Below are 17,086 nucleotides of genomic sequence, written 5' to 3'. Positions count from 1 at the left end.
TTATGGTTGAAACCAAACTTTTGTATTATGAGTAGGCATGTTACCTCCCATTGTGTCATTTACCCATTGAATCAGATTGGGGTTATTTTGTTCATTATCCGAATACACATATCGAACAGGAATAGGTGCCAATACCGATGGTCCGGGCTTTAACTGTGGATAACCGGTACGTCTCCAAGAAGCCCAAGCCTCATAGCCATTTAAAAAAGCATCTATCCATTGCTGCTCGGCGATCTGTTGCAAAGCTGTTTCTTCCCGAAGTGCTATATCGGTACGCCTTAAGAAACCCGTTGTCTCCGCTTGGCTGATATAAGGCGTTTCCTCGTTGGATGCCTGACCTACTTGTGGCCATTTAGCCAATGAAGCGGCTATCCCCTCTAAATAAACAGCCGCCGCATCTCCCTGCACCCCCATATTTCTCACGATTGCCTCTGCTTTTAAAAACAGAAGTTCACTATAAGTGAAGAGGAAGGCCCTATTTTCTTTTCTTATTCGTTTACCCAATACGGAATAATCATCTTTATTGAGGCCTGTTTGCTGGTACAAAGCGTTCTGCTCCAATGAACTCAACCCAACCCGCTGTCCACGATAAACATAAGGAACAGTAGAGTTACTACGATGGGCGTTATAGGAATTTTTTGTCGGGGCTACATAAATTTTCATCCGAGGGTCGGCCACTTTCTGCAACATATCTACCATCGTTTCGCTTACACGATCGTTCCCATCGAAGTTTACACCACTACCATCTGCCGGCGGATTAAGAATAAACCACCGGTATAAATCGGCATTATTATTATAAACTAATGTAGCTTGATCTTCCACTTTTTCGAATATTGGATATTCCGAAGGATTATTAAAAATGGCGCTTACCGCAGCTGCGACATCTGCTTTTTGCGATTGGCGCATCAATATACGGATTTTTAAAGAGTTGGCGAATTTACGCCAAGCACCGGTGTTTCCATAATATAGGATATCGCGATTGATAGTCAATGAGGGATCTATGCCTTTTAGTAATTGATTGGCTTGCTCCAGATCGTTAAGCATTAGTCCATATACCTCCTGCTGCGATTGATAATGTGGAAATTCCAATCCTGCCACATCCCCTTTTCCAGCTTCGTCATAAGGTATATCCCCATAGGCGTCGCTCATGATCGATAAAATATAAACCTTGCAAATCAAGGCAACCGCTTCATAATGCGGCAATTGATTCTCCTGTGCAAGTAAACGTAGCTGATTCACATCTTTAATCAGACGCATCGCGCCGTTCCATTCCTCACGAAAAGAGGCTCCCGTCAGATTGTACCGGCCATCCTCCTCACTTGTTCCGCCCAAATAGGCAATATGCTGAACAAATTGTCCGGCCCTACTGCCTCCACTGGCAGTCATGGTGCTAACAGCACCACTGAGTATGGGGGGTAATAGCATTTCAGGAGGTACAATATCCGGATTATTAGGATTAATGTTAATTGCTTCAAAGTCTTTACACGATCCAAAAATGAGTAAAAGGATCGACAGTGAAAAATAGATCAACTTCTTCATGGTGCTTTCTCTAAAAGTTAATATTTAACGCAGCGCCAAAGCTACGTAGTGAAGGAAGTGAAAAGGCTTCTAAACCCTGAAATTGGCCATCGTAACCGGATACTTCAGGATCAATGTTGGGCACGTCCGACCATAGGACAAGGTTACGTCCCACTAGCGAAAAGCTTGCCTGTCTTATCGGTGTACGCTTCAATAATTTTTCGGGCAGTCGGTATGTAATTTTCACCTCCCTCAGTTTTATATAAGAAGCATCAAAAGTGGCAATACGGTCATTGTTATAGTAAGCTCGCCAATAGTTACGCACCGTAACTTCTGTATCGTTCGGTTCGCCCGTATCAATATCAACCCCTTCACCAATCATTGTACCACCACCATTTGCATCCCGATTTACTAAGGATTCCTTCAAAGAGCCACTATTGATTCCCTCAATATAAGTACGTGAATGTACAACACCTCCTTTCTGAAATCCGAAGAGGAAGCTGAGGTCAAAATTGCGATAGGAAAATTGGTTAGTAATCCCTCCGGTATAATCAGGATTTACATTACCCAAGTATCCCCAGTCGCCATTTTCTTCTTGGGGTAAACCGTTACGATGCGTCAGTGTACCGTTCTGATAAATCAGGTAATCACCGTACAGAGAGCCAAAAGAACCATCACCTTTTGTATTTTCGGTACGCATTTCCAAAGATGCCCAACGCTCAAGCTGACGGATACGCGAAATGCCTAAATCTTCCGCCAAGTAGAGCACTCGGTTTCTATTTAGCCCAAAGTTCACATTTACGTTCCAACTAAATTGATTCGTTCTTATGGGGGTTACATCTATCATTAGTTCAACACCATTATTCTTCATTTTACCTACATTCATTAACTTCGTATCGTATCCTGCCGAAGGGTTTAGCGTAACGGGAATAATCAGATCGGTGGTAGTGCTTCTATAATAAGTAAAGTCGATCCCCAAGCGGTTATTGAAAAATCTCGAATCAAAACCAAATTCATATGAGCTAACTTTCTCGGGCCGAATGTCCGGATTGGGATAATTATTATTGTGTACAGCAACCGTCTCACCATTCCATCCCTGTGTAACCTGGAAATTTGGCATCGTCTGGTAGGGCTCGAGATCTCGCCTTACCGAAGAAAGGCTACTGCGAAGTTTTAAATAGCTTAAGGCGTCGCTACGCCAACCGAAAAGTTCAGTTGCCACCAAACTGAGGGATGCCGATGGATAGAAATAAGATCTATTTTGTTTTGGTAATGCACTTGACCAGTCGTTTCTCCCGGTGAGATCTAAAAAAAGAGCGTCTTTATAGCCAACCTGAGCAGTTCCATAAACTGAATTTATTTTTTTTTGTTGACGAATATTACCTGCCACAATGGGAGAAGCGTTATTCGTCAGGTTGTACACATTGGGAATTGATAGACGATCTACAATAGCACCGAGCCGTTTTGATTCCTGATTCATCAAATTCCCTCCCAAGGATGCATTTACGCTAAAATCGTCGTTGATCTTGGTATGATAAGAAAGTAAGGCATCATGATTCGTTTCAAGAAAATAAACATCATCTTCCTGATAATATCCATTAACATATTGTGCCGATGACACAGCATGACGCATCGTACGCTTATCATTATAGAAATCACGACCGGTACGCAGCATGAGACTTAAGTTCGGCAAGAAGTTATAGGTAAACTTTACATTACCGTAAACCCGATCACGGTTGTTACCGTTTAGATTTTCGTAAGCAACAAAATAAGGATTGTTTAATCGACTGCTGTTTAAACCCCAAATGGGCGAAAGTTGCCTCGTTCGCAATGAACCATCTGCCCAATAATTACGCAAGCTATTTATGTTTACATTTCGAGGCATATATAGGAAGATTTTCATGATGGCATCCTCATTCTTGGCACCATAACTTGCGCGGTTATCACTTCCTGAATTAACATAGTTCATATTCACATCTATTTTTAACTTAGGAGTAATAGCATAACCTGCATTTAACCCAACAGCATTACGACTTAAATCGGTATTCGGTACAATTCCGCGCTGAGAGGTATTTGTATAAGAAAATCGGAAATTTAACTTTTCATTACTTCCCGCTATAGCTAAATTATTAGTGAAAGTTTGTCCTGTTTGAAAAAAGTCTTTCAATTGATTTGGATAGGCAATAAAGGGGGTAGGTATACGCTGCCCTGTAGCTGGATCGATTGGTGAGTCAAATTGCGGAATTAGCTGGCCATTCAGGCGTGGCCCCCAGTTTTCCATCACATTATCGTTTAAGCCGCCTCCCATGCCGTCTACATAGCTATATTCGCCATCGCGGCCCTGGCCATATTCGTACTGATAGTCCGGTAATTTAAGTGGAGCCTCTGCGCTCGCTTGCGAATTGAAACTAACGCCAACACCCTTTGTTCCCTTGCCCGACTTGGTAGTAATTAATACAACTCCGTTTGCTGCACGCGAACCATAAAGCGCCGCAGCATTTGGTCCTTTTAAAACGGTTATGCTCTCAATATCATTGGGGTCAAGTTCTCCCGCCGCATTTCCATAATCTACTTCTCCTTCTCCGGCAGTGAAATTCGGATTATTAAAATCTTGCCTTCCAGTATAAGCCCTGGTCGACTGCTCATTATTGTTACTGATCGGAACGCCGTCTACAACAAATAAGGGCGAGTTATTATAATTGTAACCACTCACAAAATTTTGTCCACGAATTTGTATGTTGGCGGAGGAGCCAATTCCGCCACTCGAATTGGTGATGCGCACACCTGCCACTCTTCCATTCAAGGTATTAAGCAAATTTGTTTCGTGAGATTCTTGAATAGTTTGGCCTTCTACTTTCTGCTGAGAAAAACCAATCGATTTTGCTTCCCTCGATATTCCTAAGGCAGTAACAACCACCTCGTTCAAAGGGTTGTTATCTTCTTGCAAAGTCACGTCGATTCGGGCCTGCCCATTGACAGTTACTTCATGTGACCGATAACCAATATAACTAAAAACAAGTACGCTTTGTGAAGTTGGAACTTGCAATTGATAATGACCATTATGATCGGTAGTCGCTCGCTGAGATGTGCCCTTCACCTGTATATTTGCGCCGATGACAGGACTACCGCTAGTAGCATCACGCACTTGCCCGTTAACGGCTAATCCCTGTTGAACACGGCGAAGTGAGATAGTGCCGGCTTGTTCTTCAAAAACAATTTTTTCTGCTTTAAATAGATCAGACAGTATTTCGGATAGTTTACTATTTTGATAATGTATGTGACTGAAAACCAACTTTTCCAGTTGGACGTCTTCTGTAAATGCAAAATCGACAGATGCCTTTCGTTCGATTTCCTTCAGCAGTGTATAAGCATTTACTTTATTAAAAGAGAGATGGATTCGCTTCTCAAGTCCTTGTTCGGGTTTATTTGCCGAAGCCATTGTAATTACCGCGCACATATTAACTAGCAATGCGAGCGATTGTAGTATTGGCAATTTAAAGCGCCAGCGTATTAATTTCATTTGAGTTAAGGGTTGAATTTTTAAAGATTGATTGATATTACTTCCTTTACGGAAGCTATCCTTAATGTATTAGAAGATATTCAAGGATCCATTCGCCTCCTTTCTGTATTGTTTGTTCAACATATGGCAGATAATCTCCAATGTTTGTGAAGCACTCCGTTCATACTTCAGTTTGAGCGTGTACCGATGATTTAGCACAGTTGCGTCGGTACTGATCAAGGATATCCCATAGACATCGCGAAAACACAGCGCCAGCTCTGAAAAAGACACCTGCGCTAAGGATATTGACCCGCCGCGCCAAGCCAGCGTAGCGGGAACAGCTTTCTTTCTGAATTGCTTATTTGCCCGATCATATATATATCCGTCACCTCTATGCAATAGCAATGATTGCCCCTTATTTTCACTGCTTACCTGTACACGACCGGTGCTAACTGTTATTTCTGCTTTAGGCCTGTAATCATACGCTTTTACGTTAAAAGATGTACCTAAAACCTGTATAAACAACTCATCCGTTTGTACCCAGAAAGGGCGATCAGCAAGTGGCCGGATTTCAAAAAATGCCTCCCCTCGCAACTGAACAAAACGTTGTTTTTCTCCATAACCATCTTTCAACACCAATGACGAATTAGCATTTAACGTCACGACAGAGCCGTCCGAAAGTTTTACTGTTTTATATTCTCCCGAGTTGGTAGAAAAGTGCATTACAATCGGCTCTTTGGTACGGTATTTACGGGACGGTAGACCAAAATCAGTAGGCTTGAACCAAGTGATTCCGAGGATCAGCATGATAACTGCCGCCGCGACTCTCAACCACGGTGCAAGACGTTTTTGCTTATTACGTTTAAGCTTTGGCTCTTCCTGCTTATTCGCGTCAATATGTTTTCTCAAACGTTCTTTTACACGTAACTTTTCTTCTTCGCCGGGGCGAACTTCCGCCACCGCTCTCTCCTCTTCAAATGAATCGTACCATATGTCTACAAGCTGCCGCTCCACTTTGGTGCTCTCACCTGCATGATATCTTTTCAATAAATCTTTATATACACTAAATTTCACACCTGCTGATTTTATACTATAGTGTATAAAGTGCACGATCTATACTTCAAGAAAAGATGGTTAAATTGTTAAGTTTTTGTAAACAGGATTGTCAGTAAAGAATAAATAGGCAAATGGGGATGCGACTCAATGAGTTTGGTTTTCAACCGTCGCAGTGCTTCCGTGTGGTTGTTTCGAATGGTTTGGTCGGCTAGTTGCAATGCTTCGGCTATCTCACCTATCGTATAGTCTTGCATACGCAGCAGAAAAACGCTCCGCATGTTCTCCGGAAAGGCTCGCACTGCCTCATTTATGGTTTGTTGTAGGGATGCAACTTCTAGAAGACTAATAACGCCGTCTTCGATCTCTTCCATTCGCTGAAATAAGTGCGCATGCAATTCCTCCTCGCGTTCTTGTTGGCTTGCCCAACGAATAATTTTATATTTAAGCATAGCGCCGAGATAGCCTCCGAGATCGCTTTGAATCTGTAAATTGTGCCGTTGAATCCAAAAATCAGCAAAAACATCTTGTACAAGGTCTTCGGCCAGTTCCCGTCTTCGGAGCCTATAATAAGCTCGCTGATAAAGATGCTCCCAATATCGTTCGAAGAGCTGCTCAAAAGCAGCGGCGTCATCGTTCCGCATGCTTTCGATTAAGGCCTTTTCGCATGTTTCCAGGACAGGTTGCATTCAATTAACTCTTATAGCAAAGATAAGGGGTCTATATTATGGTAACGTTAAATCTTAAGCTAAGAATCTCGTTCTTCTCTGCATTGTTTGTGCGCCACTCCCCATTGTTCGAGTTGTTGCCAAATGGGGATAAGCGCTTGCGCGCTTGCTGTGAGTCGATAGTCGACCCGAGGCGGGACCTCTGCGTAAACTGTACGTTCGACCAATCCATCTCTTTCCAGTTCCTGTAAATGCAAAGTCAACATACGATCGGTAATGCCGGGAATAATTTTTTTTAGCTCACTAAAACGTAGTGTCTTTTTTTCAAGTTTATATAGAATGATCAGCTTCCATCGTCCTCCCAACATATCAACCGCATACATCATCCCGCAAAAGTCTATCAACTTTTCTCGGTTAATGCTATTGGTGGATGTAGGCTTTCTCTTACTCATTATGCAAACTCATTACTTACAATTTTGTGTGCCTCATACAAAGGGCTGCATACTGGCAAATATAAGGATCAGCCAATAATTTTGTCGACGCTTTATTAAAACATAAATATTATTTGTATGAAAATTCTCATTGTATATGCACATCCGGAACCTCAAAGCATGAACGGAGCCTTGTTTAAAATGGCCATCGATACCCTTACCAAAGCTGGGCATGAAGTAAAGGTATCTGATTTATACGAAATGTGTTTTAACGCTATCTCAGATCGAAGCAATTTTGTCAGCGTTCACAATCCGGAATTTTATAAACAGCAATTAGAGGAAGTCCATGCCACGAAAACAAACGGCTTTGCTGACGACATTGAGGCAGAACAACAAAAGGTTGAATGGTGTGACTTGATGATCTGGCAATTTCCGCTTTGGTGGTTTAGTGTACCTGCTATTTTAAAGGGATGGGTGGACCGTGTATTTGCTATGGGACGCTTCTATGGGAACGGTCGCATTTATGAAAAGGGCGTCTTTAGTAATAAAAAGGCTTTACTATCGCTTACTACAGGCGGCGGTAAGAGCGATTATCTAAAAGGTGGTTTTAACGGGGATCTTGCAGGAATCCTGCGTCCGCTTCATCGGGGGATTTTTGAATTTACCGGTTTCGAGGTACTGTCTCCTCACGTCGTCTACGGCCCTGCAAGGTTATCGCCAGCGGATCGTGAGCGTGAACTTGAAATCTGGAGTGAACGACTAATTCAAATTTTCGAAGAGCAAGCTATCTCGGTTGGAGAATACTAAGACACGTCCAAGCCTTCACGCGATCTTTTTGCTCAATCAGGCTAGATCAGGGTTATTTTTCCGGCATGACACTTTGGCTTAGAAAGAATGTACTTTTATAGTCATTACAAAAATTATATATTTGCATCATAAACCATACAAGGCATTAAATGTAGGATTTAATTTCTTTCAATAACAAATGAACATGCGTTGCCAATAATAGCAACCAGGTCTATGCTTGTACCCTTTAAGAAAGAAATTCATGCTTATCCTACGAAATGTTTCCTATATACATCCGGACAAAGAATTGCTGTTTGATAACATTAATCTGACGGTAAACAATCACGATAAAATCGCCTTGATCGGTAATAACGGTTCCGGAAAATCTACGTTACTTAAAATTATCAGCGGCGAACTGAAAGCTACCGGAGAGGTGATGACGGTCACAAGACCTTATTACGTTCCTCAGATCTTTGGACAATTCAATCACCTGACTATTGCCCAGGCTTTGCGTGTCGAAGAAAAACTACATGCCTTAAGAGAGATACTAGAAGGGCGAGCTACGGAAGAACTGATGGATTTGTTAGCTGACGACTGGACCATCGATGAACGTTGTAGAGAGGCTTTGGATCGCTGGCAGCTCAAAGACTTAAACTTGGAACAAGGGATGGATACTTTAAGTGGCGGACAGCGAACAAAAGTTTTCCTAGCAGGAATCTCCATTCACCAACCAGATTTCATACTGCTCGACGAACCCAGCAATCATTTAGATGCTGTAAGTCGAAAATTACTTTATGAGTTTATCGAATCCACTTCGAGCACGCTGCTTATAGTAAGCCATGACAGAACACTATTGAACTTGTTGAATACGGTTTGCGAATTGAATAAACAAGGTATCGCTGTATACGGAGGGAATTACGATTTTTATATCGATCAGAAGAATACAGAAACGATAGCGTTAAATCAGGATATCAAAAGTAAGGAGAAAGCGCTACGTAAAGCTAAAGAGCGCGAACGGGAAACTATAGAAAGACAACAGAAATTGGATGCGCGTGGAAAGAAGAAACAGGAAAAAGCAGGTATTGCGCGCATTATGATGAATACATTAAGAAACAATGCGGAGAAGAGCAGTTCCAAAATTAAAAGCGTACACACAGAGAAAATCGACGGTATTTCGCAAGAGTTACACACCTTACGTTCGGCTGTAGCCGACCTAGATAAAATAAAGCTTGGTTTCGAAGATTCTGTGCTGCATAAAGGTAAATTACTATTTACGGCCGTCGATATCAACTTCGCTTACAAGGAGCATCAACTTTGGAGAAAAAATTTAAGCTTTCAGATCGCCAGCGGGGAGCGCATTAACCTAGCGGGTTCGAATGGTTCAGGAAAAACGACTTTAATCAATATTATTTTGGGACAATTAAGTCCTTCTTTGGGTAACACTTGGCGAGCGATCAACAAGGCAATTTACATAGATCAAGATTACTCACTAATCCGGAATGAGCTCACGGTATATGAACAAGCACAAAGATATAACGAAGCTGCCCTCGAGGAGCACGAAGTTAAGGTTCGTCTCAATCGCTTTTTATTTACAAAAGATGATTGGAACAAGCCTTGTAGCACCTTAAGTGGTGGCGAAAGGATGCGATTGATACTGTGTTGCCTTAATCTAGGCAACAATTCTCCGGATGTAATTATACTTGATGAGCCAACCAATAACCTGGACATCCAAAATATTGAGATATTAACCATAGCGATCAAGGAGTATAGGGGCACGCTGATTGTAGTATCACACGATACCTACTTTTTGGAGCAGATCGGCATTGAGCGAACGATTTATTTATAGGCGGCGGTCCACAGGTGGCTGGTTTTATCTTTTAAGCCTAACCGAATAAATTATTCGTTCATTTATTAAATCTATTTAGCACGAATCCGCCTGTATCAATACCGAAGCCAATAAAGCTAAGATATCGCTTCAACATTTCAAGTCGGGCACCGCCATGATGTTGCTTTATCTTTTATCGTGAAGCGATAAATTCACTTTTTTTGATAAACTCGTACATAATCGACTACAAAACGATTAGGGAATTGGGTATTTCCTAAATCTCCTCCATTGATCCCGCCCATCGCCAGATTCAGCAGGATATAATGAGGCTGCTTAAATGGGTTAAAGCCCGAGCCATCTCGATTCACCAATTCGTCCAATGGAACCTTATTCAATAGGATATCGTCTACGTATAAAGCAATTGCTTCTTCATCCCAATCCATTCGCCACACGTGGAATTCTGATGCCCACTTTTTGCCCCCTAATTCTTTTACCGCTTTTGTTTTACTATACCATTTCGCCTGGTAGGGCTGATCGGTGCCGCAAGCAATATTGGCAAGGATATTACCTTTGTAGTATTCCATGATATCAATCTCACCATTAGATGGCCATTGCTTTGAAATGCCTAAAGTCCAAAAAGCAGGCCAAAGTCCGGCACTGATATTAATTCGTCCTCTCATTTCAAAACGGCCATATTGCCAGCTATGCAAACCGCGGGTATTGATTGAGGAAGAAGTATGCGTTATTTTTGATCTGCTTTCGCTCCATTGCTTGCTATCCGCATTATAATTCGGATTGGCTTTGTCTTCTTTACGTGCTTCAATAATCAATAACCCGCCATCGCACCAAGCGTTGTCTTTTTGATACCACTGTTTCTCTTTGTTCCTGACAAAGCCTTCCTCGAATTTCCAGTTAGCCGTATCGGGTACTCCGGTCTGGTCAAACTCGTCCGACCAAACTAGATGGTATCCCTCCTTTTCATATTTTCCTACATGATCATTTACGACACGTTGCGCAAAAACAGAGGAAAAACTAATTGTAAATATGATGGCTAAAAGTTCTATATAATTATTCATTCTATGTCAGTTTTGTATCTTGGTTTATCGTTACCAGTTTATTATTAGTACTAAATTTAAAAATCTATTTGGCGGAGTTCTTATTTTAATAGCCAATAGGCCCCGCGCCAGCTGTAACGGGCCATCCCGGATTTTGATAAATAGGTGAGGTCTCCGTTGACTGACCATCGGACGAAGAAATCAGAAAATGCTCGGTAGCGATAGGACTTAAATAATGTGCTTCTGTGAAAAAATACCCATTATAGAACTGATTGTTAGGCGATATTTGATGTACCCTGAGATAACGGCTCAGCGACGGATCAGAGACCGTATTGGTAGTCGTTCCTCCATATTTTAATCTACTGCCATATATATCCTTCATTGGTCCCCAAACCTTGATTCCCTCTATCTTAAACCCGTTTAGCTGATCCATTGCCCGCCAACGTATCAAATCCATATAACGTAGCCCCTCTACCATGAGTTCAGCTCTTCTTTCACGGCGTATATTATAAAGTGTAGGGTTTATTAAGTTACCATGCGAATATGCACCCCAGTCGTTCAATCCTTCTTTACTCATATCCGTTGCCGCGACAGTTACATTGAAATCGGGATTTACTCCAGCTCGATTTCTTATAGCTTGCCAATAACTAACAGCGCTACCATCAAGCCCACCATTCTTCTCAAAGCAAGCTTCAATGTAATTAAGATAAGCCTCCGCAGCTCTAAAACATACGATGGCAGTCACATCACGCCCAACGATAGATTGCATATTATTGTCATAAGACAAACCTTTTTTGATAGAATAACCTGTACCCTCCAAAAACCTGCTAGCAAGGTCTATATTAGGAACCGTTGGCTCCACTTCCGGTGAGGATCCCGTGGGTAGGTTTATAAACGCTTTGGTTTCCCCCGGAGCACGCATAAATAACTTAAGCCTCCAGTCTCTATTTACTTTTACATTACCCACAAAATCGTCACCCTCATACCCGGAAGCGGCAGCATATATAGGCAAACCATTTCCCATCAAAAAATTATCAACAAACTGACGGGTATATCCGTAGCCATTACCATAGTATATATAGTGATTCCAATATTGTACAACACCTAATGTCAAATCAAAATCTCTCCACAGCAGCACTTCATCATACGCAGCGAGATTTTCAGAGTTAAACATCTCAAAATAAGGATTACTAGGATCGGAAACACCTTGTTTAATATGCATCGAATTAACCGTCAAGGCATGAGCATCTGCTACAATCTTTGCTGCCGCCATTGCTTCTCCCAAGAAAAAATCAATCTCATTGGTTATACTTCCTGTAGGAAATTGATAGCCTCTATTATAGTCCTTAGTCGCTCCAGGCCAATTCGGACCGTTAGGTACTAAAACAGTTCCCTGATGATATTTTAACCATGTTGCTTCAAATAATGCCACTCTAGACTTGACTAAGTAAGCCAGATCTTTTGATATCCGGGTTCGCCCACCAACTGGAGGAACGGTTAACAATAGTTCGGCAGCCTTATCAAGATCACTGAGAATAAAACGCGCGACCTCATTACGTGGCCTTCGTTTGCTTGCTTCTACCAACGCAGCTTGTTGATCGGGTAGCACCTCCGTAATAATGGGAAAATCTCCCATTTCCATTAACCTTCCGAAATAGACAAATGCTCGCATTAAATATGCTTCGCCTATATAATGATTGATGTTATTAACATTGCCCATAACCGCTCCTGCCTCTACTTTTGCCAAGGCGGTCTGTAAAAAATAATTCAATTGAAAAATTGTCCCAAAAGACCAGCCACCACCTGTAGCACCTACGCGCCATTGCCCTGGCAAAAACCGGTTATTGCTGCCTCGATTCGTCATATTGTCGGTAGTCGCATCATCTAAATAGAGCCCGGCACCACCTGATCCATCAGTAGTTCTGAAAACATCTTGATAACGCGCTATTGTATAAGCACTAAGATGGCTTTCTTCATTAAAATAGTTCTCCGGCGATACTGCTGCCTGCGGCGCAATATCCAAATGCTTATTACATCCTACGATTAGGATAGTCAAAAAACAGAGAAGTGTTATTTTTATATCAAATTTATTTGTTTTCATGCTTGTTTAACTTAAAAATTTGCGTTAATCCCAAAGGCGAACACCTTTTGTAAAGGATATACTGTTCCTCCTTGACGTCCTATCCCTATTGATTCCGGATCAAGTGTATCATTGAGCTTAGTAAATGTCAATAGGTTTTCGCCTGAAACAAATAAGCGAACATTAGACATTTTTATGTTTCTGGTTAAAGTATTAGGCAAGGTGTAGCCAAGCTGGAAGTTTTTGAGCCTAATGTAGGAAGCATCTAGTAGATACCCGGTTTGTACCTGTTGGTTTTTCCCGCTAAATAATGGTCTCGGATAATAGGAGTCGAGATTTTGGCCAAGTGGGTGATTTGGGTCGGCACGGAAATAATCTAAATGGTCCTTCAAGGCCGTTGACCAAAAATCGCCGGCACCGGTGGTACCCCAAAATACCATGCCCGATGGCGCCCAATCTCTTTTTAGAATACCTTGCCAGAACATACTTGCATCAAACCCCTTCCAACTAGCATTGAAATTCACTCCGATTGCATAGCGGGGAGTAGAATTTCCGATAATGGTTCTATCACCCGGATTTGCCAAAGAGTTAGCGCCTCCATCCACTTTTCCATCGCCATTAAGATCGGCATACATAATATCTCCAGCTTCCCAAGCCCCGCCCGAAATGGCATTTTGACCTCCATTTGGAAGGGAAGCTAAATGGGCATCCATTTCTTCTTTGGTTCTGGCAATACCAATGGTATGATATCCCCATATATTATTAATGTATTGTCCGGCAATATATGATCCAATGTCATTGGTTAGATTATAGAAGTTGAGAACCTTCGTTCTTGAATCGGAAAGATTTAATCTTGCTCCATAGGAAACCTCTCCAATCTTATCATCCCACGCCAACGTAAATTCAAAACCTTTTGTAACGATATCGATATTGTTAACTAGTGGAACACTTGTTCCCAGCGTAGCTGGTAAGGTTTGACCCCGACCGAGACCATCATCTGTATAACGCATATAATAATCGAACGAGCCACTTAATCGACCGTTCAAGAGCTGCCAATCCAAACCAAAGTTCCAATTCCGAATCTTCTCCCATGTTAAGGAGGTACTGATTAAGCCCGGCGCACCCGACGTATTTGGCCTAGCACCGTCTACTAACCAATTACCATTTGCTGTACCTGTTGGAATAGTTTGATAAGTAGGATAATATGCTGGATTCCAATTATCCAATGTATTTTGATTACCCAACTTACCATAAGAAGCACGAAGCTTCAGCATTTGCACGGTATTAGTAACGGAACGAAAGAAATCTTCCTGCGCGATATTCCATCCTGCTGAAACAGAAGGAAACCAATTCCATCGTGCATCTCTTCTGAAACGTGAAGATCCATCGTATCGCAGATTACCTTCTAGTAAGTATCTGCCTTTATAATCGTAGTTAATACGCCCAAAAAAGCCCGCCGTTGACCATTTATCCAAGCCACCTCCCACAGTAGGAACAGGATTACCGGTTAATCCCAATACCGGCAATTCTGTAGTGATCAAGTCCATTCTTTGGGCGTTAAAATTCTTTGTTCTTGTCCATTCAGATTGAAAACCCATCATCAATTTAACGTTATGGTCATTTATACTTTTTGTATAATTTGCATATAGATTGGGATTGAAGAAATACAGTTTTCGGGCATATTCATAAACATAATCATTCGCGGGACTAAGTAAAGAAACATATTGACCTACTCCGTCAGCATTACGTGAATACACTTTAAATGCGTCTTCATGAACAAATTGCGTTTCTGTCCTATAATTCAGTTCGCCTATAATATTTAAATCTTTTATAGGCGTATAGGTCATTTTCAGCTGTTGTGTTATATAATCTTGCTCATCCGTACGCCTACCACCATTTTGTAAGGCATCTACATAATTGATATCCGACATATAAAATCCATTTGGATCATAAAGCGCCCGATTAGGTCTAGCTCTGCGCATAACGTTATCATAGAACCCATCGGTCATGCTGGTGGGCCGCCCATAATTCGTTCGAATTAATCGACTCATGTACTCGACATTAAGATTATCGCGTAATTGTCCACTTATCTTCGCAGTAACTCCATAGCGATTAAACTTATCTGTTCCATAGCGCATAAAACCTCCTTGGTTAAGGTAATTACCCGACAAATAATAAGTCCATTTATCAGAGCCTCCGCTGATACTCAGATTATGTTCATTCGCAGGCGCCCAGTCGCGATAATATTCCCTCATCCAGTCTACATTTCCGTAAGTATTATCATAATCCCATTTACCGTCGGGTCTGGCTACAGCTACGTCGCTTGGATCCAAAAGCCCATCTATATAGTCCTTCATCTTTTGAACCACCGTTGGGCTAAATTTCTGGCCACTTCCTCCACCATTATAATCAGCGTCATTCCTATAAGTAGCAAACTCATACGAATTCATCATTTTTAACAGCAATACAGGGGTGCTCCAGCGGAAACTATTGTTATAGTTTACCCTAGCTTTTCCGGAAGCTCCTTTTTTTGTCGTTACCAAAATAACTCCAAAGGGTGCCCTTGAGCCGTATACTGCAGAAGAGGCGGCATCTTTTAATACCGATATACTCTCTATATCTTGCGGATTCAAGGCATCTAAAGCCCCTTCCGACCCATCAATCAGCACTAGGGGGCTTCCAGACGAAAAACCGCTAATTGTACCCGTCCCTCTTACATTAACGCTTCTACCTGCATTCAAGGTTCCACCTAATCCTTGTGTAGAGATATTTAACCCAGGTAGAACTCCTTGAAGTGCCTGTGTAACATTCTGTACAGGCCGCGCTTCCAAATCTTTAGCGCTGACAATTCCCACGGCGCCTGTGAGGTTCACTTTCTTCTGCGTTCCGAAACCAACTACAACCACTTCATCCAAATCATTAGCATCGTCGGGCAATAACTCCACGTTTACATTGTAGTTCCCCTGGCGGGTTGGTGCCAATGTACTAAGGCCTATTTCTTTCGATTTATAGCCGATACATGAAAAAATCAAAACCGCGCCCTCCGTGGCCTCAATTTTAAAGGTTCCCTGATCTCCTGTTTGCCCCAAAGCCTTTCCGTTACGCTGCTCTCTTATAGATACCCCAGCAACAGGCCCCCGGCTATCTTTTACAAGGCCTGTAACTTGAACATTTTGAGCTGCTACCAGCTGTACATTCGCCAGCAGAAGAAAAATGAATAATAAACTTCCATATTGGAAACAATAGGTCCTAGATTTGCTCATAATTTAAAAAAATACGTTCCATAATGTTGTTGGTTGATTTCAATAGCTGATGGCCATATGGTTTAGTCGTTGACATCATCTATCGTATGCAATTATGAAAGATTTTTACGGATGGCAGGGGTGGCAAAATATGATAGTTTAGGGGGTAAAATAGTATTAACTTTGCTTTAATATTTTAATATAAAGACAAAGCGTTCATAAATGTGTTTATTGGATAAACATGAAAATCCTTATTGTTGAAGATCAGAAAGACCTTGCGCTCGAAGTGGCTGAATTTCTGTTTACAGAAGAGGGATGCGTAATCGACCATGCATGGAAAAAAAGCTCTGCATTGGAAAAAATAACAGAAAGCACCTATGATTTCATTTTATTGGATATTACACTACCGGATGGCAACGGTTTGGACATAATAAACGAGCTAAAAAAATTCAAAGACAGAAGGGATGCAGTGATTGTTCTTTCGGCCAGAGGGGCTATTGACGATCGCATAGCAGGCTTAGAGCTGGGAGCAGATGACTATTTGCCTAAACCATTCTCGTTGCCGGAATTGCGCGCTAGGATTCATGCAATTATACGCAGGAAACATCAGGTGAACGATAATAACATTCCCGTACGTGACTTTTCGTTAAATATACAGCAAAGGACCTTCTGTTACGGGAATGTGGTATTAAATCTCACCAAAAAAGAATATGATATACTTGCTTATTTAGTGTTGAACAAAAACAAAGTAGTGGCGAGGATGAGTCTCACAGAACATATATGGGGTGATCTCTACGATGCTTATGTTGACTCCAATTTTGTAGATGTTCATATAAAGAACTTACGTAAAAAACTACAACAACATGCCGAGGTCGATTGGCTCGAAACCGTTCGCGGGGTTGGCTACCGAGTTAAATTGTAACCTATTT

Annotated in this window: 11 protein-coding genes; 3 read left to right on the top strand and 8 right to left on the bottom strand. The window is 41.7% G+C overall.

The window, feature by feature from the left end:
• The 5 genes from E0E36_RS04380 to E0E36_RS04360 form a co-directional block, all read right to left on the bottom strand.
• Positions 1-1,539: a SusD/RagB family nutrient-binding outer membrane lipoprotein gene (locus tag E0E36_RS04380; RefSeq protein WP_130854862.1), complete on the bottom strand. Its 1,539-nt coding sequence runs from the start codon at positions 1,537-1,539 to the stop codon at positions 1-3.
• A 10-nt stretch (positions 1,540-1,549) separates the two neighbouring features.
• Entirely contained in the window at positions 1,550-5,038 is a 3,489-nt protein-coding gene (locus E0E36_RS04375) for a SusC/RagA family TonB-linked outer membrane protein (RefSeq protein WP_130854861.1), read from the bottom strand.
• 69 nt (positions 5,039-5,107) lie between these two features.
• Positions 5,108-6,091, bottom strand: a complete 984-nt coding sequence (locus tag E0E36_RS04370) for a FecR family protein (RefSeq protein ID WP_130854860.1) — start codon at positions 6,089-6,091, stop codon at positions 5,108-5,110.
• Positions 6,092-6,159: 68 nt separating this feature from the next.
• Positions 6,160-6,759, bottom strand: coding sequence for an RNA polymerase sigma factor (locus E0E36_RS04365; RefSeq protein ID WP_130854859.1), 600 nt, complete (start codon positions 6,757-6,759; stop codon positions 6,160-6,162).
• A gap of 59 nt (positions 6,760-6,818) precedes the next feature.
• Positions 6,819-7,190 (bottom strand): winged helix-turn-helix transcriptional regulator, encoded by a 372-nt coding sequence (locus E0E36_RS04360; RefSeq protein WP_013664274.1) that lies wholly within the window; start codon positions 7,188-7,190, stop codon positions 6,819-6,821.
• A gap of 117 nt (positions 7,191-7,307) precedes the next feature.
• Between E0E36_RS04360 and E0E36_RS04355 the strand changes: the two genes are divergently transcribed.
• The gene (locus E0E36_RS04355) at positions 7,308-7,976 is read left to right on the top strand and encodes an NAD(P)H-dependent oxidoreductase (RefSeq protein WP_130854858.1); all 669 of its coding nucleotides are present in this window, start codon (positions 7,308-7,310) and stop codon (positions 7,974-7,976) included.
• A 241-nt stretch (positions 7,977-8,217) separates the two neighbouring features.
• Positions 8,218-9,801 (top strand): ABC-F family ATP-binding cassette domain-containing protein, encoded by a 1,584-nt coding sequence (locus tag E0E36_RS04350; protein WP_130854857.1) that lies wholly within the window; start codon positions 8,218-8,220, stop codon positions 9,799-9,801.
• A 191-nt stretch (positions 9,802-9,992) separates the two neighbouring features.
• On the opposite strand, the gene E0E36_RS04345 is transcribed toward E0E36_RS04350, so the two are convergent.
• The 3 genes from E0E36_RS04345 to E0E36_RS04335 form a co-directional block, all read right to left on the bottom strand.
• Entirely contained in the window at positions 9,993-10,856 is an 864-nt protein-coding gene (locus E0E36_RS04345; RefSeq protein WP_013664277.1) for a glycoside hydrolase family 16 protein, read from the bottom strand.
• 85 nt (positions 10,857-10,941) lie between these two features.
• Positions 10,942-12,936: a RagB/SusD family nutrient uptake outer membrane protein gene (locus E0E36_RS04340; RefSeq protein ID WP_130854856.1), complete on the bottom strand. Its 1,995-nt coding sequence runs from the start codon at positions 12,934-12,936 to the stop codon at positions 10,942-10,944.
• A gap of 11 nt (positions 12,937-12,947) precedes the next feature.
• Positions 12,948-16,178, bottom strand: coding sequence for a SusC/RagA family TonB-linked outer membrane protein (locus tag E0E36_RS04335; RefSeq protein ID WP_130854855.1), 3,231 nt, complete (start codon positions 16,176-16,178; stop codon positions 12,948-12,950).
• A gap of 220 nt (positions 16,179-16,398) precedes the next feature.
• Between E0E36_RS04335 and E0E36_RS04330 the strand changes: the two genes are divergently transcribed.
• A complete protein-coding gene (locus E0E36_RS04330; protein WP_130854854.1) occupies positions 16,399-17,079 on the top strand; it encodes a response regulator transcription factor in 681 nt (226 codons plus the stop codon).
• Positions 17,080-17,086: the final 7 nt, after the last annotated feature.

Source organism: Olivibacter jilunii (assembly GCF_900607235.1).
GTDB classification, from domain to species: Bacteria; Bacteroidota; Bacteroidia; order Sphingobacteriales; family Sphingobacteriaceae; genus Olivibacter; species Olivibacter oleidegradans.
The sequence above is the reverse complement of the archived record's forward strand: the minus strand, read 5'-3'. Positions and strand labels throughout refer to the sequence as shown.

Bases quoted from the DNA above. Each gene is read 5' to 3' on its own strand.
- E0E36_RS04380 (WP_130854862.1), bottom strand. From the start codon at position 1,539: ATGAAGAAGTTGATCTATTTTTCACTGTCGATCCTTTTACTCATTTTT.
- E0E36_RS04375 (WP_130854861.1), bottom strand. From the start codon at position 5,038: ATGAAATTAATACGCTGGCGCTTTAAATTGCCAATACTACAATCGCTC.
- E0E36_RS04365 (WP_130854859.1), bottom strand. From the start codon at position 6,759: ATGCAACCTGTCCTGGAAACATGCGAAAAGGCCTTAATCGAAAGCATG.
- E0E36_RS04360 (WP_013664274.1), bottom strand. From the start codon at position 7,190: ATGAGTAAGAGAAAGCCTACATCCACCAATAGCATTAACCGAGAAAAG.
- E0E36_RS04355 (WP_130854858.1), top strand. From the start codon at position 7,308: ATGAAAATTCTCATTGTATATGCACATCCGGAACCTCAAAGCATGAAC.
- E0E36_RS04350 (WP_130854857.1), top strand. From the start codon at position 8,218: ATGCTTATCCTACGAAATGTTTCCTATATACATCCGGACAAAGAATTG.
- E0E36_RS04345 (WP_013664277.1), bottom strand. From the start codon at position 10,856: ATGAATAATTATATAGAACTTTTAGCCATCATATTTACAATTAGTTTT.
- E0E36_RS04340 (WP_130854856.1), bottom strand. From the start codon at position 12,936: ATGAAAACAAATAAATTTGATATAAAAATAACACTTCTCTGTTTTTTG.
- E0E36_RS04335 (WP_130854855.1), bottom strand. From the start codon at position 16,178: ATGAGCAAATCTAGGACCTATTGTTTCCAATATGGAAGTTTATTATTC.
- E0E36_RS04330 (WP_130854854.1), top strand. From the start codon at position 16,399: ATGAAAATCCTTATTGTTGAAGATCAGAAAGACCTTGCGCTCGAAGTG.